Source organism: Nonomuraea turcica (assembly GCF_030718205.1).
Classification (GTDB): domain Bacteria; phylum Actinomycetota; class Actinomycetes; order Streptosporangiales; family Streptosporangiaceae; genus Nonomuraea.
Genome location: NZ_JAUZQF010000035.1, coordinates 14,932 through 33,423, shown reverse-complemented (window position 1 = coordinate 33,423; position 18,492 = coordinate 14,932). Strand labels below are relative to the sequence as shown.

Sequence of the window (18,492 nt, the reverse complement as noted above, 5' to 3'; positions counted from 1 at the left end):
GCCCCCTCCGGGATGCCTCTGGAATGGCGCTTGCATCACGTTCAGCACGAGCGGAGCGTCCGAGAAGCCAGGGAGCAGGTCCCATGACGCGAGAGCAGATCGCGCAGGCGCTGCGGCGGGCGGAGGAACTGGCCGCCCAGGCGAGGGCCGGCCTGGACCGGTCGGTGGGGCTGATGGGCCAGCGCATCTGGACAGGCCCGGCAGCCGACCGTTTCGGCAGCGAGCTGGCGGCACAGAGACAAGCCTTGATCAGTGCGTGTACGTCGGCGGTCGACGACCTGCGCACCTTGCTCGCCCGCACCCCGGAGTAGCCCCGGTGGACATCGACGGCATGGTGCCCGACGGCGTGAGGGCGCTGGAGGACGAACTCCGCAGAGCCAACTCCACGCTGGAGTCCGCCGGGAACGAGCTCTGGAGCCTGCTGCGTCACGCCGGCCTGGCCACTACGCATGCCGACACGATACGGAGAATCGCCGGCTGGGCCGAGCAGCAGATCCCAGACATCCACCGGCGCGTGGTGCTGCTGGAACGCCTGGTGGCGCATGACCCGGCCGTACAGGCGGGCCAGCCGGTGTTCGTCAATTCGGAGCTGTTCGCCCCCGGCAAACCGCTCCCCACGGTCGGCGGCTTCTGGGACCGCCTCGCCCAACAGGCGCAGGCCCTTTTCGACCTGGACCAGAACTCTGGCAACCCCGCGGCCGAGGTGGCCAAGGGCGCCTTCGAGGGCACGGCCGGGCTCGCGGGGATGCTGTGGGAGTTCTCCGAGGTACGCAAAACCTTTGACCCGGATGGCTGGGCGCGACAGGTCGAGGACAGCGCGCACGGCCTGATCTACGGGATCCAGCACCCGACCGAGCTCCTCAAGGCCATCACGGACTGGGACACCTGGACCACCAACCCCGAGCGTGCCTTCGGCCGCCTCACCCCAGACCTCTTGATGGCGGCTGCAACGGCGGGCGGGAGTGGCGCGGCTTCTGGGGCGAGCAGAGCCGCGAGCGCCGTCGACAAGATCGCCGACCTGATCAAGGTGGCCAAGGCAAAGGCCGGGCCACAAGTCGGTCCCGCGCAGATCAAACCGGACGGTACGTGGGAGTGGAAGGGGTTCAGCCTTGACCCGGAGGCCAATGTCACGGCAGACCGAGCGTTGGCCCGGGCGAAGGATGCCGAGCCGGAGATATCGTCGGGCGTTCAGTCGGCGGCGCGACAGATTCACGCGGACATGGAAGGCTTCCCGGAACACGTCCTCAAGGGCCCGGACCGCTACAAGGAAAAGCTGGCCAAGCTGATGAGGGACTTCCCGGACCGCACCCCCGAGGAACTCATCCGTACGGGTATGCACGACGGGATCCGCTACACGTTCACCTTCAGTGAAGATCGCTACGCCAAGGGTGTCGCGGACGCCAAGAAGGCGTTGGAGCAGCAAGGATTTGAGCTGATCGTACAGAAGCCGTCGTGGAGCGACGCGTCGAAGTACAAGGGCGTCAACACGCGGTGGCGCGGGCCTGATGGGCAGTTGTTCGAGGTGCAGATGCATACGCCGTCGAGCCTGTGGGCCAAGGAGGTCACCCACGAGATATACGAGTACAAGGAGAACTTGCCTCCTCAGGACAAGGCGCGCTTGGAAAAGTACGAGGCACAGATCTTCGAGGCCGTGCCGGAGCCGCCAGGAGTCCGCGATATCCCGTACGTGAACAAGGAGGACTGACCCGTGGAAGAGCAGGTCACGTACTATGGGTTGCTGCTTTCGGGCGATACCCGCGAGAAGCCCGGCGGGTTGGCGAGGCGGCGCATCCTCCCGGATGGAGGGATCGTGGAGGAGACCTTCCAACGGGACCTGCAATGGCATGACAGCAGCGTCATCGGAGACTGGCGCCGCGGTGAGTCCAGCGTCGAGTTGGTCGAGCTCAGTGAGGCCGAGGCGGAGCGGATGATGACCCGGTTCCGGGAAAAGTTCGGCGCGTAGAGCAGGGCTCACGCAAGGACCGGATGCAGCGCTCCTGCCAACATGCCGACGCTCCCACGCCCGCGGAGTAACGTCCATGCCGCGGTTGGCGGACGGCGAACGAGCGTGGAAATCCGTGCCCGCCCGTACCTGTCTCATTCCGCCTGGCCTGTGACGATCTGCAGCCACAGATCCCGAGCAGCGCTGGCTGACATCCAGGCGCTCTCGACGATGGCCGCGGAGTTCTCGTCTGAGATGCGTCGGACAAACCACAGGCCGGCCGCCGTACAGAGCTCGAACATCGGATACGTGCAGGCGCACGTGTGCTCGCGGATCCGCAGCCGCTCGGCGCGGGGCAAACTCGGCGCCCACGTCACCCGCACGGGCTGTGCATGAGCGGGCGCCACGTGCAGGCTGTGATAGTCGAAGTGCGAAGGCGGACAGCTCACGACCTCACCACCATCCGACCTTGGTCCATGAGCAGCGACACGAAGGTGTCGACGTCCTCTGCGCTCACCGTCTGACGCAGCCCCTTGTCGATGTCGGCGTCCCGGAGGCGGACACCACGTCGGGTCCCATAGAACACACCTGCGTCGCTGCGGAAGAGCGACCAGGCAGGGAACGCCGCGCGAAGCACGTCGAGGTCATATCCAGGTATTGCCATGTCCCGAGCGTACGAGCAATAACGAGCGCCTGTCTACCCCTATCGACCCCACGGGGCGTCTAGAGACTCCAATAGATCCCTAGAGGCGAATGAAGACCTATGATGGCCCCTTTCTACTCTTAGAGATGTGATGGAGTTCGAGCCCGACCGGCCCCGCTGGCAACAGATCGCCGACGTCCTTCGCATGCGCATCACAGCCGGCGAGTACCCGCCCAAGTACTTGGTGTCGGAGGTCCGTCTCGTCCAAGAGTTCGGCGTAGCCCGCGACACCATCCGCAAGGCAGTCCGCCAGCTTCGCGAAGAAGGCCTGATCTACACCGTGCCCAACCTCGGCAGCTTCGTCAGCCCGCCTGGCGAGGTCCGCCCCACTGAGAGCTGAACGGACATCCCCGTTCGTCCGGCGAAGTCACAGCGCAGCGAATGATCAGAAAGCCAAAATCTCTACGTCAGTTCAAGGGCAGCCCGCTTGCGGCGGCCTGCCGCAGCGTCGGGCGGTCGCTAGGCCGCGCTGCGTCTCTTCGGCCGGTCGCGACCAGCGCCGCCACGCTCTACAACGCTTTGGACGGTCGCAGACATCGCACCGGAGAGAGGCATACCCCTTAGGTTTAGGTAGTGCACAACGTTGAACCCCATGGCCATAATGCACTGTGGGGAGCTACGACCTGGACGATCTCAGGGTTAGCCCGCAGATTATCGCAACCGCTGTTCCTGGGGAGAGCAGCGGTCTTCTGTTCTGGGTGCGCTTCACCTTCTGCCTGCGCTTCTCGATTCCTCCACTCGTCTTCGTACCCGCTCCAGAGCCGCGCATTTGGATCATTCCGATAGCCGTGCTGATCGGTTGCATAGCGTGGTGGCTGGTTGACGGTCGGGAGTTGTTGCAGCGTCGCGCCGAGGCGGTGGGAAAGAGAGGAAACGTACCGAAAGGAATCTCCAAGGCTTCCAACACATGGGAGGAAATCCATGCTGGCGATGTGCGCGCAGGCGATTGGGTCTGCACTAAGCGGGAGTACGACCAGCATTTGAAGGCTGCTGACGAACTGAACACTCCGCAAGTTGAAGAATATGAACTGCGATGGCAGGGCGAGGCAACGGCAACATATAATTCACCGCGGCTTGCGGGGGAAGTGGGGGACGCCTCCAAGCTACATCTTCGCAAAGTGTCTGTCGCCCAAAATCTTGAGCACTCCCCTATTTCAGTCGAGAGTCTATTTCGGCCCGTTTTTATAGCACTCCCACCCGACGAGAGACAGGCGGTGACGCTTTGGCTATGGGGCAAAGGGGCGCAGCGCCTATATGTCGGAGACTCTCTGTGCCGTCAGCCGCGTACACTAGCCACGCCCGCAAACAGTTGGGCCGCTGACACAATAGTGGCTCTGATGGAGCGTGTTTCGGAATCATCGTGGCGACTTGAAGCTGCACTGGTACATGAACTCGCGTCTAGTGGCCATAGCGCGGGCGCAATACGTCATGCCTTGAGATCTTGCCTGGCGAGCGATCTCATTCATCGTGATGACGTAGAGGGTCGTTCACTTCTGGAGTCCCTACCCAAATTGGGTTCTCTCCTGCCAGAGAACTTGAAACCCATCCCAATGCGACGACTAAAGCGTACGCCGCTTGGTTCGGCATGGATTAGAGCGAGAGAAGTGAAAAAACACCAATCAGGAGGTATCTACGTGGAAACGCAGAACGTATTCAATATCCATGACTCAACTATCCAGCAATCGGTTATCGGATCGGGCAACGTTTATAATTACGAGCCCAGCAAGGATCTCCGCGACTTAGCGCGAAAAGTAAGTAGCTACCTCGATGAACATAGGAGGAAATTCCCTGAGACTGGCAGCGAAGAAGCCGTTGCCGCAGCCCTAGATATTCTGCAGCACGCGGTTAACGAGCCCGATCTTCCGGAGTCGAAAGTAAAGGGAGCGTTCCGCGTTCTCGCGCGCTACGCGGAGGGGATATTCGTTGGAGTTCTCGGCAATGGCCTATTCAAGGAGATAGAAAAAGTTATAGGAGCGATTTCTTCGTAGCGCTGTCCAATTGTGGGGGTTCCGGCCTACATCTGCCTTATGGAGCGGGAGCCGCTTGAGGCAGTTCTCGATCCTTCACGTACGTGCTTCGGGGACTGCATGCAAAGGCTCCGCGCCGCTCCTGGTGCTCAGGCCTGGCGGCGCTGCGCTCCGGGTCGGCCACCGGACACCTGCCTGGGGATCGGTTATCTACGGCGTGAGGCCCGCCACCAGCGCTCCGGGTTCCGACAGCTTCGGCGAGCAGGGCAGAAGTCGCTCGAGGTGCGCGAGCAGCACCGCGACAGCGCATCGACGCTCCTGGCCGTCGCAGCGTATGTCCCTGCCGCCGTTGACCTGGACGGCGAACGTAAGGGGCTTGCGGGTGTCGCTGATCAGTGCCATGTGGTGTTGAGATCAGAGAAGTCTTCCTGCGGCAAGCTCCCCAAGCCCTCGGCGGATCAGTGCCTCTGCCTCGGCAGAAGTACGGTTGACAGCCTTCTCCAAGAGCACGAGATTGCCGAACGCCTCCCCAAGCCGCCGCTGTTCGTCGACTGGCAACCGCGGGATCTCGATGCGCCGAATGTCTGAGCGAGAGGTTCCCGTCTGACCACGTGATGGAGCCGAGGCTCCGAAGACCCGAAGGAAGCCTGCAAGACAGGTTGGGTCTATCCGATCGCCGTCGACTCGGAAGGCGTATAGGCCCTGCCCTAGTACGACCTCACCATTTTCGATCACACGCACTACCAGGGCACGTCCTCCGGACGGAACTACGACATCGCCGGCCTGAAGGACCACCATCTCCGCGATTGGCCTGGTGCGGCTGCTTGGTTCATCGCCTTCGATGACATCCCTCAGGGTAAGTACGGGTAGTTTGCCCGGCTGGAGTTCGATCTTGGGCGCTTGGAGGATGGTGATGGCGCCTGCACGTACCTGTTCGGCGATGGTGGTCTTGGGGAGATTCAGCTGCGCCGTGCGCATTTGCCGGAGATTGCGCACGGTCTGCTGGAGTTTACTGACCGAATCGGTCACTTCGTCGGGGAGGATCGAGAAGCTCACGTCCGCGCTGGATCGAAGAGCACCAGTTCGGCGGGCGGGCGTCAGATCGACCTCGTCGTCCAAGAGGTCGATTGACAGGGACCGCGCCTTCGAGCTCCATATCAGACGACGCCGTGAACGTCCGCCAGCGTTCCAGTACGGCATCGCGAAGTTGCACCTCCGGCATATCGGACAAATCGAGCATCAGCACGTGCCTAGGAATTGGGTCTCCGGGTGATGGTCGGCGTAGGACCCACAAGTGGGGGGAAGCCAGCGCTCCGGGAGCAATGCCCGCCGGCAATGAGACAACCGCACGCAAGGTCCCCGTCCGTAGAAGTTGGGCCCGGATCCGGCGCCCGGAACGGCGGTCGGCGGCAGCTGGCGGCATGACGACGGCCATGTGCCGCCCGGGCTTGAGGTGGTAGAGACCGTGTTGAACCCAAGGAAGTTCGGGTTCGCCACGGGACGGAAGGCCGTAGAGCCAACGGATATCCGACGCAAGGTCCTCGTAACCCCAGTTGCGTTCCCCGAAGGGCGGCACGCAGGTGACTGCGTCAGCTTGGAGGGAACCGAAGGCATCCTCGCGGACAGCATCTCCAGCCCGGACAGCACCGCGGTACAGGCGGGGCCGCCTCTGGAGCCATTGGGAACGTGAGCGCGTGATAACTCTTGACGGCACTTCCCATCCTGACTACTCTTCGAGTCTTAATGGGCGCGTGAGCGCGTGACGGAGAGATGGTCGTGGACGCGAACACCTACCTCAGCAGCCTCGGGATCGACGTCACCGACGCCGCGCAGCCGGTCATCGGACGGCTGGCGCTCGCTGGGGAGTTCGTGCTCGGCGGCGAGCGCGGTGTGCTGCTTCGCCCTAAGCGCGGTGATGTGTCCGACCGCTACCTCGAGCTCCTCGCGGGCGAGGGCTACGCATTCGTGATCGTCGACGGCGGCAGCTATCCGTCGTTCTACGCTCGCGAGCAGGAGGGGCTCGTCCCCGTGCGGGCACTGCCCGTCGCCGACCGCAGCCACTTCCCGTCGGCAGGAGTCCTCGGCGCCTGGGGGCAGTTGATTCGCGCGGCCGCCCATCACGGTGATGCGGCGAAGCTGGGCGTCGCGCAGATGGTCGCTCGCCTGGATGGCGATGAGGTGTTCGGACCGGACCTCGTCCGCCCCACGGGCGGCGTGCCCGTCTCGCGTCTCGGTGGTGACGAGTCGGTCGCAGTCGAACCGCTCCGCACGGCGGCTGCGCTCCTGGCCGGCTTTCGACTCCGCCCGAACGCGCCCGATGAGTTGGTCCGTCTCGTCGTCGCGCTGTCCTCACTGCTTCCCGACAAGGGCCAGTTCTCCGGGCTGACCGAGAGCGTGGCGCCCTTGGTGCGCGCACATCAGCTCGGCGCTCGTCGTCTCCTGGTCTCGGGCGGAGCGGGGGCGGAGATCGCCGCGCTCCTCGGCGCGGAGGGCACGATCTTTCTTCCGGCCGAGCTTCGCCTACTCGAGCCACTGCTGGAGCGCCTGCTTCCGAGCGTCGAGCGCGTGTTCGCTGACTTCCTGCAGTCGAACCTTGACGGGTCCTACGACGGCGTGATCGTCGTTCCGCCGTTCGGCCTCCAGCTGAGCGGAGCCCAGCTGGGCCGGTTCGAGCTGTCGAAGCGCGGGGGCAAGGCGCGCAGCCGGGTGCCTGCAGAGCTGCTGTTCATCGAGCACGCGCTTGCGGCGATGGCCCATGGCGCTCTCCTCGTTACCGTCTTGCCCGAAGGCCTGCTCTCGAGCGCCGGGCAGGCGGACTTCCGCGAGTGGCTGCTCGAACACGCACGTCTGCTGGCGGTCGTCAGCCTGCCTGCCGGAACCTGCTTCCGCGGCACGGGGGTGAAGTGCTCCGTCGTGATGCTCCGCAAGCCAGCGCCGGCCGACGACTACCCGATCCTCATGGTCGACGTGGAGGCGCACGACCTCTGCGGCGACATCGGCGCGGCGCGGTCGAAGCTCGACGACTTCCTCGAACGGGAGGAGGCCGCATGCGCGTAGCCACGCTCTCCCGCGCCGACCTCGGCAAGCGGCACGTTCGCCTCGACCCGGCCTTCTACCTCGGGCGCGAGTTGGTGCGGTCGACGATGAGCTCGGAGGGCAGTCGACACGTTAGCCTCGAGGATATCGTCGAGTCCATCCACGACGGGGCTCGCCTGCCTTCGGCTGCATCGGGGATCCCGATGCTCCGCTTGAACAACGTGCGGCCCTGCGAGCTGGACTTGAGCGGCATGGCCCACGTCGACGGCACCGCCGCCAAGTGGATCAATGTCCAGGAGAACGACGTCCTGTTCACGCGGGCAGCCCGGCCGTTTCGTGCGGCCGCGGTCCAATCGGGGATGCCTGCAGAGCTCGCCGTGTCGTCGGAGCTAACCATCATCCGGCCCCGACCGGCGGTCTTGCCCGAGTACCTGGCCGCCGTGTTCTGCACGCCCACGCTGAACCGGATCCTGCGTGACCTCGCGTACCGCGGTGACTCGTCGGCGCTGCCGCGCCTTCGCCTCTCGGACATCGCGCGCCTCCCGATCCCGCTGCCCCCGCGCAGCCTGCAGGAGTCGCTCGGGCTGCAGTACCAGCAGGCCGTCGACCTGACCGCGAGCGCCCGCGCCGAGTTCAACGCAGTGGTGACGGCAATCCACACCGAGATTGACCACCGCGTCTCCGGGGTCAAACCCCCCAGCAGCACCATCGAGGTTCTCCGATCGCAGCTGGCAGACCGGTGGGACGTCCCGTTCAACCGCGGGCGCGTGTTCCGCCATTCTTCGGCAGCATCGTCGGCCATGCGGTCGTTGCTCCAACTTGCGAAGCCCGCCGGCACGAGCCTTCGTGGCCTCGCCGATGACGAGGAGGTCTTCGCCGTTCAGGCCGACGACGTGAACGAGTGCACCTTCCTCGTCGAGGGCGGCGAGGTTCGGCACCTGTCCGACCTGTCCTCTCGCATGCGGCAGCGGCTCGAGGTGGGCGATGTCCTGCTGTGCACGACGGGCTCGGGCGACCAAGTCGCTTACCTCGACGAGGAGCTCGGACGCGAGGAGCGGCCGCTCCTCGGGAGCGCCACCTTCACCGCCCTCCGCTTCCAAGAGACGCCCCGCGTCTTCGCCGTCGCGCTCGCCCATCCCCTCGTTCGCACGCAGCTCCGGCTGCTCTCGTCCGGGTCCGTGCAACGCTTCGTCAACAAGCGCGACCTCGACGAGTTGCGCGTCCCAGTGCTGGGTCAAGTCTGGCGAGAGGACTTCGAGACCCGGCTCACCCGAGCGATGCAGCGTCGCCGCGAGGCGTTGCTGGCGCGGACCGCACTCATCGAAGCTGCCGACGGCTACCTCCGGGAGGCGATGTCGTGAACGCCGTGGCGACCACCTTGAGCTCTCCCGGGGGCTGGAGTTGCCCTGTGCGGCGTGATGTGCTCACGCGGGCACTCGGGTCGGCGCCCCGCTTTGCCGTCGTGCCGGGGGGCAACATGTCGTCACTCGATCGGGTCGTACCGCAAGCCACGCAACTGCCCCTGCTGAACCGCATGGTCGGAGTGGTCGTGCTCGGCGAAGACGACCCGACGTGGCTCCAGCACAAGATCGGATTCAAGAACCTCCGCCATGTCCACTACTACCTCGAGGCCGCGCGCTGGGCGCGGCTGATCGAGGAGGATGCGATCCGCCCGACCAGCCTCGGGCGCCGCTACGTCAGCTCTCGCTTCGAGCCTCACGTGATCCTCGAGGGGGTTCGCGGGCGCGCGCTCGTCGAGGAGGTCATGCGCGTGACTGGCGGCGACGTGCCGACCCCGAACGTCGTCGCGAGCGTCCTGCGGCGTTGGAGCTTCCGCTACAGCCAGGGCACGGTCACTTCGCGGGACGAGGCGACCGACGCCCAGCTGCGCCTCCCGCTCAAGGAGGAAGCATGACCGGCCCAATCACCTCGAAGATCCGCGACTTACTGATCGGCCGCGGTCCCGCGACGCCCGAGCGCGTTGCGGAGGCCGTCCCCGAGCTCACGGAGGTGGGAGGTGCCGAGCGGGCCCTCTTGCTGATGCGACTCGACCCGACGCTCGAGCGGACAGGTAACGAGATGTGGGCGGCGCGGGGAACGGCGATCACCGACGACAGCCGCGTACGAAAGGCCGTCGAGAAGTTCTTTGACGGCCGTCCCGGTGCTCCGCTGGCAAGCGCGGTGCGGGCCGTAGCGAACGAGACCAGCTTGCCAGAGCACAGGGTGCGCGAGCTTCTCACCGAGCAGTTCGTCGTGGCAAACACCAACATTCTCAACCGGCGACGGTAGCGAGAGGACCCATGGTCAAGAAGAAGAACACCACAGACGCGCTCCGCGATGGCGCGCGGGAGAAGCTCTTGCAGCTCGGCTACCAGCAGATCAAGGACGACTTCGCGCTCTTCGATCCGCTCGGCGACGGATCCATGTCGGCGACCGCCGAGCTCGCCGCGCTCGATGAGGACGAGCCCGTCATCCTCTTCGCCAGCGGCGAGCCCAGCGATGCCTCGCGGCCTGCCGTGCAGGACGACGCGAAGTTCAAGGCCGGCCTCGGCATCGCCACCGGTAAGCCGTTTCGCTTCGTCTGGGTGTGGGACGGCGAGAACGACTTCATCTTCGACGTCGAGAAGGACGCGCAGGTCTCGGCGCTGCCGGCCCGGGACGAGTGGAAGGCCGTCGCCCGGCCGATCTCCGATACCCGCACCCGGCTCGTGCAGGAGGTCTCGGCCGAGTACCACCGTGGCGACTTCCGGGCGATCCAGCGCAAGTTCGATCAGTTGCACGAGGCCATCTACTCGCGCGGCGGCGTCAAGCCCACCAATGCCGCCATCGACGAGCTCGGCAAGCTGCTCTTCCTCAAGGTCCACCTCGAGAAGGCGCCCGGCTACGTGCTCTCGAGCGGCGCCGCGAAGGGCAAGCGATTCGCCGACGTCTACTCGGCCGACCACGTGCGGGAGCACAAGAAGGAAGCGGTCATCCAGCTCAAGGACGCCTTCCGCGAGATCAACAACCTCCCGCAGTACAAGGCGACCGACATCACTGGCGAGGTGCACACGATCTTCTCGTACGACGAGCCGCTGCGTCTCGAGAACCCGGAGGTCCTCGCCCTCGCCATCGAGGCCCTCGAGCTCCGCGATCGTGAAGGCAATCCCATCCGGCTCTCTGTGCCCGACCGCGAGCTCCTAGGCAACGGCGAGAAGGCCCGCGAGATGCGGGCGCACCTCATCCACGAGGACCTGCTCGGCTGGGCCTTCGACGTGTTCCTTCGCGGCAAGTACGCAAGCGACGAAGGGCTCGCGACCTACCTGACGCCTAGCCAGGTCGTGGAGTGTATGGCCCGCATGGTCTTCCACGACATCCCCGACGCGGACCTCTGGGCCCGACGGGGCGACGACGGGCAACGCGAGCGCTGGAACCCCCAAACCGATGAGGAAGCCGCGCTCCCCGCCTTCCTCGTCGGCGACATCTGTTGCGGTACTGGGCGCTTCCCCATCGGCGCGCTGCGCGAGGTGAAGCGGCGCGTGCTCGACGACCGCCACGTCGGCCACTCCGACGACGACAAGCTGCGCTGGCTCTCGCAGATGAAGCGGCACAGCTTCTTCGGCGCCGACCAGGCCGCGGGATCGATCCAGAAGGCTCGCATCAACATGCTGCTGTACGGCGAGGACCACAGCCAACTGCTGAAGGTCGACGACTCGCTGGTCGACCCGCATCTCGATCGGCTCATCGGGAAGTTTGACGTCATCTTGACCAACCCGCCGTTCGGCTCCGGCAAGTACGACGATCCCCGCGGGCTGGCGCGCATGCGCGACGAGGAGCGTGGCCTCGAGCTCGGCTGGTCGTGGACTCCCGGGAACCGGGCGAAGCGGAAGGAGCTCGCCAAGGCCGACCCGGCCTCGCTGTTCATCGACCGCAACCTGCAGCTCCTGAAGCCCGGCGGGCGGCTCCTGATCGTCGTGCCCGACGGCATCCTCTGCAATTCGGGGGACGCCTACATCCGCGAGTACTTCATGGGGACGAAGGACGAGGAGACGGGTGAGTTTCTCGGCGGAAAGGCGATCGTGCGCGCCGTCGTGAGCCTGCCCACCGAGACCTTCTCCATCGCTGGCACGGGCGCCAAAACCAGTTTCCTTTACCTGCAGAAGAAGCGGCATCCGGCCGAGAAGCAGGGGGCGGTCTTTATGGCCGTGGCCGAGCACGTCGGGTACCTGAAGAAGGGCAAGACCGAGGTCCCGGACCCCCTCGGCAACGACCTGGTCACCATCGCGAGCCTCTTCTCGGACGGGGTTCCACGTTGACGGTCACACAGAGCACAAGCCCATCCTGTGTCTGGGTGAGCCCCAGCGACATCAGCGGGCGCCTCGATGCTTCCTATTTTCATCACGGGTACCTGTCGCTCGACTCCTCCCTCGCCCACTTTCCGAAGCGGGACGTCGTGCCGCTTGACCGATGTCTCGTAAACCCGCGGCGAGTCCTTTACCAGAAGACCATGAGCTTCGCGGCCGACGACGCGCCCGAGGGCGGGGTGCCATTCATCTCTGGGGTGGACCTCGACGGCTCGACGATGACCGTCAATTGGTCATCTGTTCGATACGTCGAGCGATGGATGCTGGACCGCTACCCAAAGGGCAGGCTCACCGACGGGAGCCTCCTCATCAAGGTGAAGGGGCCGAACCAGCACACGGCCTTCGTGAGCAAGGCCGACCAGACCGCGCTCGTCAGCGGAACGGTCTTCTTCTCGCAGGTACGTGGCTGCAATCCGTTCTACCTCGCAGGGTACTTGTCGAGTCGGCACGGCACTGCATGGCGAAGCCGTCTGCGGACCAACACGACGGTCGAGTTCATCGGGAACGAGGAGCTTCGTGCAGTGCCGGTCTTGCTCCCCGACCGTCGCATCCAGGACTACATCGGCGCGAAGGTCGAGCTCGCGGAGCGCTGTCGAGCAGTTGCCGAAGATCACTGGCAGAAGGCCGTCGGGTTGTTTCAGAGCCTGTTCGCCTGGTCGGCGCCGCCGCAGTTCTCCCTGACCTCGGTCTCGGCCGTTGCAGAGCTCTCGGGACGCCTGGATCCCAAGTACTACCGCCGAGAGTACCTCGACGCAGTTCGCGAGATCATCGCGTGTGAGCATGGCTGGGAGCCCATCGGCGACCTCGTCGCAGAGGTCAGCAATGGGATCGAGTATCGGCAGTTCTGTTCTGATGGAGTCCCCTATCTGACGGTGGCCAACGTTGGGGACGGCGACCTCGATACAGACGGTGCCCCTCGGATTCCGGTGGACGCGCCCATCTCTGACCGCGGTCGGATTGTTGAAAGCGATGTCTTGGTGGTCAGGACGGGGTCCATCGGCCAGGCCGCAGTCGTTCAACGTGATGCGGCCAACGCGATCATCAGCTCGCACTTCATTCGGCTCCGGTTGCACAAGGGCGATCTGGGGCAAGGCGCGTGGCTGGCATTCTTCCTCAATACCGAGCTGGGGAAGGCTCTTCAGTTTCGAATCGCCTATGGCGCGGTTCAGCCTCAGATCGGACAAGACGAGCTACTCCGACTGCCTGTGCCGCGGCTCAAGGCGGAGGTTCGTCGGGCGCTCGTTCGCGGGTTCCTCTCGCGGAGCGCGCTGAGGGCCCACGCTCGCCGACTCGTCAACGAGGCCAAGGCCGACGTCGAAGCGCTGATCGAGGGTACCCTCGACGTGCAGGCGATCCTCGCCGGAACGCTCAAGCCACCGACCGCGGACGACATCCCGGAGCTGGCGGAGGACGACGTATGAAGGTCCTCGGCATCGCTCCCAGCTCGACCGACTTCAAGTGGGCGCTCCTGGATGGCACCCGGGTCCTACCCCGTATTCTGCCGCTTCCGTCTACGTCACAGAAGCTGCCCGCCGACGCATGCGAGGGGCACGCGCTGCTGAGCCTTCGGCGGCTGCTCTCGACCTTCCTGGCCGAGCAGGGAGTTGAGCGCATCTGCGTCCTGCAGGCCGGCTCCTCGCAGTTCCGAGGGCCGTCGGCCTCGCGCGTCAAGGCGGAGGGGATCGTCCAGCTGGTGGGCGCTGAACTCGAGTTGGCCGTCGACCTTGTTGCGCCGCAATCTCTCCGCGCACAGGAGAAGCGATTTGCCTCCATCGCGTCTGCTTCTCCCGAGGACGTGTTGAACGGCGGCGCGGACTTCAAGCCGAAGACCTGGCGAGAAGCGGTGCTCGTCGCGTGGTGGGGGCTCGACGAATGAGCACGACTCTTCAGGACGTCCAGCAGCTCATCGCTGCGACCGGGAAGTACAGGCTCGAGGCGGAGAACACCGAGGGCGCGAACGCGTACGCCTTCCGTGCGCATCACGTACCCCTCGACCTGCCGGTGTTCCTGAAGGTCCTCTACCCCGATCCGAGCGGCGACCTCTTCGCGGAGCCGCGCCTGCTCGTGGAGGCGACTAGGACAGAGGGCAACGGAAGCAACCTCGTGCGCGTCCACGACGCGCAGCGCCTCGGCGACGACTTCGTCCTCGTTGCCATGGAGTATGTCGACGGCGGCAGCATCCTCTCGCGGCTGAGCGGCGGGCCGCTCCCGATGATGGAGGCCGTCTGCGCGGCGATCGGCATACTCCACGGGCTCGCGCAGCTTCACCAGGCGCTCCTCGTTCATCGGGACATCAAGCCGGCGAACGTGCTGATCTCGCAGCGACACGGGCGCATCTGGCCGAAGATCACCGACTTCGGCTCGGTCGCGAGACTCGCTCATGCGAGTGCGAGTGTGACCGCCTCGCGCCACAGCGCGCTCTACGTGCCGGCCGAGGGATGGGCGACGCCGAGCCGCTACGACGTGCGTTCGGACCTCTACCAGGTGGGTCTGGCGCTCTTCGAGATGGTGCACGGCGCTCTGCCGTACAACGACGACGCCTACCTGGACCGCGAGGCGAGGAAGGAGCTTCGCGACCTGGCAAAGGCGTCGGGCGGCGGTGTCGACGATTTCGACAGGCAGAAGGTGGTCGACCGTGCGCTGGCCCGGGCCGCGTCCGGAAAGGGCGTGATCTCCTTCGGGCGGATGCAGCCGTACGTGCCCAAGAGCCTGGCACGCATCGTCAACAAGGCGGTCTCGCCGGACCCCGCCGTCCGCTACCAGACGCTCTCCGAGATGATCGGCGATCTCGAGGCGCTCCGGCTACCCGACTGGAGGCTGGCTCCATGCGGTGAGCAGTACGCCGCCAACGGATGGTCGGGCTGGGACTGGAGCATCGGGAAGGATCCGAAGAAGCCGGAGCAGTGGATCGTCCTGCGCTCTCGTAAGGCGGCGACGAACTTCCGCCGGTGGGCCGCGGCTGAGAGCGCGCGAGCGGCCTGTGGACTCGTCATGGAGGCTACGGCATGAGCCTCCCTGCCCACCCGGGCGACGCGGTCGCGCTCTTCGAGCATCTTGCCCAGTGGGGCGAGGTGTCGGCCTACGAGGCCGCGGACCTCGGCGCTGGGCCGTGGGTCTCGGTGTTCGAGAACGCAGGCACCCTCGAGGCCGTCCACGACGAGCACGGTCGTCCGGTGGCCTGGCACCTGACGCCACCCTTCGTGCACCTCCTCGAGTGCGACGCGCAACAGGTCGGGCGTCGTCTGTGCTTCGCGGTCCCCGAGTACCGCGCCTACCTGCTCAGCATCCTCGTCGAGGGGCTGGTCGATGCCGGCCGCGCGGGCATGACCGTGGAGCTCGAGGAGTGGACGAAAGGCGACCTCGCGCCGCTGCTGGCCGAGCTCAACGCCTTCCTCGCACCTCTGGAGGGCGGCAAGCGCCTAGTCGATCTCGCGCCCACGGAGCTCGAGGCCCGCTTGGCCGACCTTCCCGAGCGTTCGCGGCCGTTCGCCGGCTGGGACAGCTACGCACTCGGACACTCTGCGCGTCCGAAGGGACTCTTCGAGTTCGCGCTGCGGCGCTTCGGACCTGCCTGCGTGGCGCTGCCCGTCGCCGTCGAGACCGCTGCGGTGCTGCGTCCGCTGCCGCTCAATCGAGAGGACGGCTCCGGTCTTGGCAGCGCCTCTGTGCCCCGGCCGTGGAACACGCAGCGCTTCGGCGTGCTGAGCGGCGCCTCGATCGTCGATGCCCGTGGCCAGCGCATGTTCGACGAGGACGCGCCGCTCAACGAAGTGCTCCTCGAACATCTCCGTGATGCCATGGTGGAGCACCCGTTCTACGCCGCGGTGATCCACCTGGGCATCTGCGCCTGGCGCTCGCCAGCGTCGACGATGCCCACCGTGGAGCTCTACGTGCCCGCGTCTGGCGGCCTGCACGACGTCTCGGTGCTCGTGGGCTCCCGCGGGGTCGGCCGCGTGGCCGAGCTGCTCGGCGACCTCGTTCGCGCGCAGGGCTACGCACCCTTCGGCCTCGTCGACGGCCGAGTCTCCGACGAGCTCATGGGCAACCTGCTCCGGAACCTCCTCGAGCTTCGAATCCTGCGCCACCAGGACGAGCTCCTGGTGCTCGACGACGACTACCAGTCGTCACTGATGGCGGCCCGCCTGCGCACCGTGTTCCGGCCCGGCAAGGAGCTGCAGAAGCGCATGGTCGAGGAGCTCGTGCCGCGGGCGTCGGAGGGAGGTGCCGCATGAGGCCTCGCAAGGTCGACCTGGCATTCGACTGGATGCGCAGCCAGCCGCGGCGGGCCTTCCACTACCGGGACGAGGTGTGGGCGGCGCTGGCGGAGGTCCATTCGGACGAGTTCGCCGTGAGCGACGATCGCAAGACGCCGTGGTTTTCGCTGCATCGAGACATGACGCAGGACGCCCGTTTCCTTCGAGGTGACAAGGGGATGTTCGAGCTCGTCGAAGGCGCCATCGCTGAGGTCACCTCGGCCGAGGTCGCTGCCGTGCCCGACGTGAAGGAACCAAGGGTCTGGATCTTCCAGGCCAATCCCAAGTTCTACCGGATCCTCGAGGCGCTCCAGCACCTCGACCGGATGCAGTTCCTGACCAACCGATACAAGGACCGCATCCACGTCGGCGACGTCGTCCTGCTCTGGATGTCGGGCAACCACGCGGGCATCTACGCCCAGGCTCGTGTCGTGGAGGGCGTCGCGGATCGGAAGTCCGATGGCGACGATGCGGCATTCTGGGCGGATCCGAGCAGCGGAGCCACGACCAAGCCTCGCGTCGTGCTCGCGATAGAGAAGCGGTTCCTCGGCAACCCGCTCCTCAAGACCACCATCGCGGCCACGGAGGGGCTGGCCAACCTGATGATCCTCCGGCAGCCGAACGGCACCAACTTCCCCGTCGACGCTGACGCGTGGGAGCTGTTGCGACCGCTCCTGCCTACCGAGGAGACCCGCGAGCCGGCGCGTGAGGTCCTCACGTGGGCGATGAAGCGGGCCAGGGCCGGCAAGATCTACGACGAGAGCTGCAACGAGCTGCTCGAGCGCTTCGTCGCCGAGACGTTCGCCGATGGAGAGGAGCACTCCCGGGACGAGATCACGAGCTGGTTCGCAGCGAACTACCCGCTCTTCAAACCGATCACCGTTCAGTGCCACATCGAGAAGTACACGACTAACTTCCGCAGTCGCGTCCACTACAACGCGACGCCAGAGCACGACCTCCTCTTCCGCGTCGACGACGACTGGGCGCGCCTTCGCCTCTACCGACCGGGCGACGATCCCGCGCCGATCCACGACAAGCCTGACGCGCCGAAGCGCTCGAAGGCCAAGACGCCGACGAAGGCGAAGCAGGTCTCACCCCTCGACCGCAATCGCCGGCTGCTCGCGCATCTCGCCACCCTCGGCGAGCTCACGCCGGGTGATCTCGAAGACCTCAGGCTGGATGAGGCGCACCTGAGCGACTGGCTCGACTCGCTGCTGGCGCGTCGTCCCGAGGCACACGTGGTCACCCCGCTCTTCTTTCACCTCATCGACGGAGACGCGGGCCCGTCCGCGTTCACCACCCGGCTCGCGGCGCGCTTCATGGGCGAGCACCTCCGGCGACACGCCCCGGAGCCGATTCCGGAGCTCGAGGAACACGTCTGGGCACGGTTCGGACGTTGGCACCTGACGCAGGCCCACGGCGGCGATCAGAAGACGCACGCCTACCTGAGCGTGCCCATCCGCGAGCCGCGCGACGTGGCGGCCTCGGAGCGACTCGACCTGTTCGCTCAGCTTCCGCCGAAGGTGATCGGGGACCTGATTCGAGAGCCCGAGTTCCTCTCGGAGCAGCAGTCCTGGAGCGCCGACGCGGCGTCGAAGTCGTCGGAGGGGCCGCTCAGCACGCAGCTCCGTCGAAGCTGGAAGCGCCCGTTGCTCCTCAGCACCGTGGAGCTGCTCGTGGCCGACGACGGCCAGGTGCTGATCGGCGAGATGGAGCGCACCGACGTGATGGCGCGGAGCTACGTCGTCGCCGGCCTACCGCTCTGTCGCCGCGGCGAGTGGGAGCCTGCCGCCACGCTCGGTCGCGAGGCCGCCGCAGAGCGACTCTTCCAACACCCCGTCGCGGCGGCGCTCCTTCAGTTCGAGGTTCACCGCCTGTTCGCCGGCCTGGCGGGCGATGTGGCGGCGCCGATCCACATCGGTGGGGGTGTGGCGCATCTCGAGCTCGACGGCGCCGGGCGGGGCCCTCTGTGGCGCCACGTCCGCTCGATGCTCAAGCAGGTCGGCTACTGGCCGGTGGGGGCCAGCACCCAGGATTCGCTCTGGGCGAGCGCCGTCCACGTGATGCTGAAGAACCTCGAGCTGCTCGATGTGTTCGAGCGCGACGGCGACGTGCTGCGTCTGACCGACGACTACCAATCCAAGATCAAGGCTCATCCGGGACACCTGCAGAACCGGGGCGAAAAGCCCTACCGCGTTCGCCTGTCGCAGTTCCTGGCGGCTCTCCACGGAGGACAGGCATGAACACG

General features: G+C 65.9%; 20 protein-coding genes. 15 read left to right on the top strand and 5 right to left on the bottom strand.

Annotated features, from left to right (window positions below; genetic code table 11):
• Window positions 1–83 precede the first annotated feature (83 nt).
• The 3 genes from Q9G87_RS52685 to Q9G87_RS52675 all read left to right on the top strand — a co-directional run bounded on the left by Q9G87_RS52685 (window position 84) and on the right by Q9G87_RS52675 (window position 1,963).
• Complete coding sequence (locus tag Q9G87_RS52685) at window positions 84–311, top strand: hypothetical protein (protein WP_305924252.1); 228 nt, start codon at window positions 84–86, stop codon at window positions 309–311.
• Window positions 312–514: 203 nt separating this feature from the next.
• Entirely contained in the window at window positions 515–1,705 is a 1,191-nt protein-coding gene (locus Q9G87_RS52680) for a hypothetical protein (protein ID WP_305924251.1), read from the top strand.
• A gap of 3 nt (window positions 1,706–1,708) precedes the next feature.
• A complete protein-coding gene (locus Q9G87_RS52675) occupies window positions 1,709–1,963 on the top strand; it encodes a hypothetical protein (RefSeq protein ID WP_305924250.1) in 255 nt (84 codons plus the stop codon).
• A 134-nt stretch (window positions 1,964–2,097) separates the two neighbouring features.
• On the opposite strand, the gene Q9G87_RS52670 is transcribed toward Q9G87_RS52675, so the two are convergent.
• Together Q9G87_RS52670 and Q9G87_RS52665 are read right to left on the bottom strand one after the other, a co-directional pair.
• Window positions 2,098–2,391, bottom strand: coding sequence for a hypothetical protein (locus Q9G87_RS52670; protein ID WP_305924249.1), 294 nt, complete (start codon window positions 2,389–2,391; stop codon window positions 2,098–2,100).
• Window positions 2,388–2,606: a hypothetical protein gene (locus Q9G87_RS52665; protein WP_305924248.1), complete on the bottom strand. Its 219-nt coding sequence runs from the start codon at window positions 2,604–2,606 to the stop codon at window positions 2,388–2,390. Before Q9G87_RS52665 ends, Q9G87_RS52670 begins: the two co-directional genes overlap by 4 nt.
• Before the next feature lie 130 nt (window positions 2,607–2,736).
• Between Q9G87_RS52665 and Q9G87_RS52660 the strand changes: the two genes are divergently transcribed.
• Together Q9G87_RS52660 and Q9G87_RS52655 are read left to right on the top strand one after the other, a co-directional pair.
• Window positions 2,737–2,985, top strand: a complete 249-nt coding sequence (locus tag Q9G87_RS52660) for a GntR family transcriptional regulator (protein ID WP_305924313.1) — start codon at window positions 2,737–2,739, stop codon at window positions 2,983–2,985.
• A 268-nt stretch (window positions 2,986–3,253) separates the two neighbouring features.
• Window positions 3,254–4,633 (top strand): hypothetical protein, encoded by a 1,380-nt coding sequence (locus tag Q9G87_RS52655; RefSeq protein WP_305924247.1) that lies wholly within the window; start codon window positions 3,254–3,256, stop codon window positions 4,631–4,633.
• Window positions 4,634–4,822: 189 nt separating this feature from the next.
• Here Q9G87_RS52655 and Q9G87_RS52650 read toward each other — a convergent pair whose 3' ends face one another.
• From Q9G87_RS52650 to Q9G87_RS52640, 3 genes are read right to left on the bottom strand one after another with little or no spacing between them, the layout of a single operon-like run.
• A complete protein-coding gene (locus Q9G87_RS52650; protein WP_305924246.1) occupies window positions 4,823–5,014 on the bottom strand; it encodes a hypothetical protein in 192 nt (63 codons plus the stop codon).
• A gap of 12 nt (window positions 5,015–5,026) precedes the next feature.
• A complete protein-coding gene (locus Q9G87_RS52645; RefSeq protein ID WP_305924315.1) occupies window positions 5,027–5,731 on the bottom strand; it encodes a restriction endonuclease subunit S domain-containing protein in 705 nt (234 codons plus the stop codon).
• Window positions 5,622–6,326, bottom strand: a complete 705-nt coding sequence (locus tag Q9G87_RS52640; RefSeq protein WP_305924245.1) for an HsdM family class I SAM-dependent methyltransferase — start codon at window positions 6,324–6,326, stop codon at window positions 5,622–5,624. Before Q9G87_RS52640 ends, Q9G87_RS52645 begins: the two co-directional genes overlap by 110 nt.
• Before the next feature lie 62 nt (window positions 6,327–6,388).
• On the opposite strand from Q9G87_RS52640, the gene Q9G87_RS52635 reads away from it, so the two are divergent.
• Genes Q9G87_RS52635 through Q9G87_RS52590 form a run of 10 tightly spaced genes read left to right on the top strand, consistent with a single transcriptional unit; the run spans window position 6,389 to window position 18,487 of the window.
• Complete coding sequence (locus Q9G87_RS52635; RefSeq protein WP_305924244.1) at window positions 6,389–7,669, top strand: N-6 DNA methylase; 1,281 nt, start codon at window positions 6,389–6,391, stop codon at window positions 7,667–7,669.
• A complete protein-coding gene (locus Q9G87_RS52630) occupies window positions 7,660–9,009 on the top strand; it encodes a restriction endonuclease subunit S (RefSeq protein ID WP_305924243.1) in 1,350 nt (449 codons plus the stop codon). Before Q9G87_RS52635 ends, Q9G87_RS52630 begins: the two co-directional genes overlap by 10 nt.
• Before the next feature lie 47 nt (window positions 9,010–9,056).
• Window positions 9,057–9,563, top strand: a complete 507-nt coding sequence (locus Q9G87_RS52625) for a hypothetical protein (protein WP_305924242.1) — start codon at window positions 9,057–9,059, stop codon at window positions 9,561–9,563.
• Window positions 9,560–9,937 (top strand): hypothetical protein, encoded by a 378-nt coding sequence (locus Q9G87_RS52620; RefSeq protein ID WP_305924241.1) that lies wholly within the window; start codon window positions 9,560–9,562, stop codon window positions 9,935–9,937. The genes Q9G87_RS52625 and Q9G87_RS52620 overlap by 4 nt, the downstream gene beginning before the upstream one ends.
• A gap of 11 nt (window positions 9,938–9,948) precedes the next feature.
• Window positions 9,949–11,943: an HsdM family class I SAM-dependent methyltransferase gene (locus tag Q9G87_RS52615; protein ID WP_305924240.1), complete on the top strand. Its 1,995-nt coding sequence runs from the start codon at window positions 9,949–9,951 to the stop codon at window positions 11,941–11,943.
• A 35-nt stretch (window positions 11,944–11,978) separates the two neighbouring features.
• A complete protein-coding gene (locus Q9G87_RS52610) occupies window positions 11,979–13,412 on the top strand; it encodes a restriction endonuclease subunit S (RefSeq protein ID WP_305924239.1) in 1,434 nt (477 codons plus the stop codon).
• Window positions 13,409–13,867 (top strand): hypothetical protein, encoded by a 459-nt coding sequence (locus Q9G87_RS52605; RefSeq protein ID WP_305924238.1) that lies wholly within the window; start codon window positions 13,409–13,411, stop codon window positions 13,865–13,867. Before Q9G87_RS52610 ends, Q9G87_RS52605 begins: the two co-directional genes overlap by 4 nt.
• Complete coding sequence (locus Q9G87_RS52600; RefSeq protein WP_305924237.1) at window positions 13,864–15,000, top strand: serine/threonine-protein kinase; 1,137 nt, start codon at window positions 13,864–13,866, stop codon at window positions 14,998–15,000. Before Q9G87_RS52605 ends, Q9G87_RS52600 begins: the two co-directional genes overlap by 4 nt.
• On the top strand, window positions 14,997–16,223 hold the full coding sequence (locus Q9G87_RS52595) for a hypothetical protein (protein ID WP_305924236.1): 1,227 nt from the start codon (window positions 14,997–14,999) through the stop codon (window positions 16,221–16,223). The genes Q9G87_RS52600 and Q9G87_RS52595 overlap by 4 nt, the downstream gene beginning before the upstream one ends.
• Entirely contained in the window at window positions 16,220–18,487 is a 2,268-nt protein-coding gene (locus Q9G87_RS52590) for an EVE domain-containing protein (protein ID WP_305924235.1), read from the top strand. The genes Q9G87_RS52595 and Q9G87_RS52590 overlap by 4 nt, the downstream gene beginning before the upstream one ends.
• Window positions 18,488–18,492: the final 5 nt, after the last annotated feature.

Excerpts from the sequence above, each read along its gene's own strand:
- Q9G87_RS52665 (WP_305924248.1), bottom strand. The coding sequence starts at position 2,606 with ATGGCAATACCTGGATATGACCTCGACGTGCTTCGCGCGGCGTTCCCT.
- Q9G87_RS52685 (WP_305924252.1), top strand. The coding sequence starts at position 84 with ATGACGCGAGAGCAGATCGCGCAGGCGCTGCGGCGGGCGGAGGAACTG.
- Q9G87_RS52650 (WP_305924246.1), bottom strand. The coding sequence starts at position 5,014 with ATGGCACTGATCAGCGACACCCGCAAGCCCCTTACGTTCGCCGTCCAG.
- Q9G87_RS52630 (WP_305924243.1), top strand. The coding sequence starts at position 7,660 with ATGCGCGTAGCCACGCTCTCCCGCGCCGACCTCGGCAAGCGGCACGTT.
- Q9G87_RS52605 (WP_305924238.1), top strand. The coding sequence starts at position 13,409 with ATGAAGGTCCTCGGCATCGCTCCCAGCTCGACCGACTTCAAGTGGGCG.
- Q9G87_RS52595 (WP_305924236.1), top strand. The coding sequence starts at position 14,997 with ATGAGCCTCCCTGCCCACCCGGGCGACGCGGTCGCGCTCTTCGAGCAT.
- Q9G87_RS52590 (WP_305924235.1), top strand. The coding sequence starts at position 16,220 with ATGAGGCCTCGCAAGGTCGACCTGGCATTCGACTGGATGCGCAGCCAG.
- Q9G87_RS52600 (WP_305924237.1), top strand. The coding sequence starts at position 13,864 with ATGAGCACGACTCTTCAGGACGTCCAGCAGCTCATCGCTGCGACCGGG.
- Q9G87_RS52620 (WP_305924241.1), top strand. The coding sequence starts at position 9,560 with ATGACCGGCCCAATCACCTCGAAGATCCGCGACTTACTGATCGGCCGC.
- Q9G87_RS52615 (WP_305924240.1), top strand. The coding sequence starts at position 9,949 with ATGGTCAAGAAGAAGAACACCACAGACGCGCTCCGCGATGGCGCGCGG.
- Q9G87_RS52660 (WP_305924313.1), top strand. The coding sequence starts at position 2,737 with ATGGAGTTCGAGCCCGACCGGCCCCGCTGGCAACAGATCGCCGACGTC.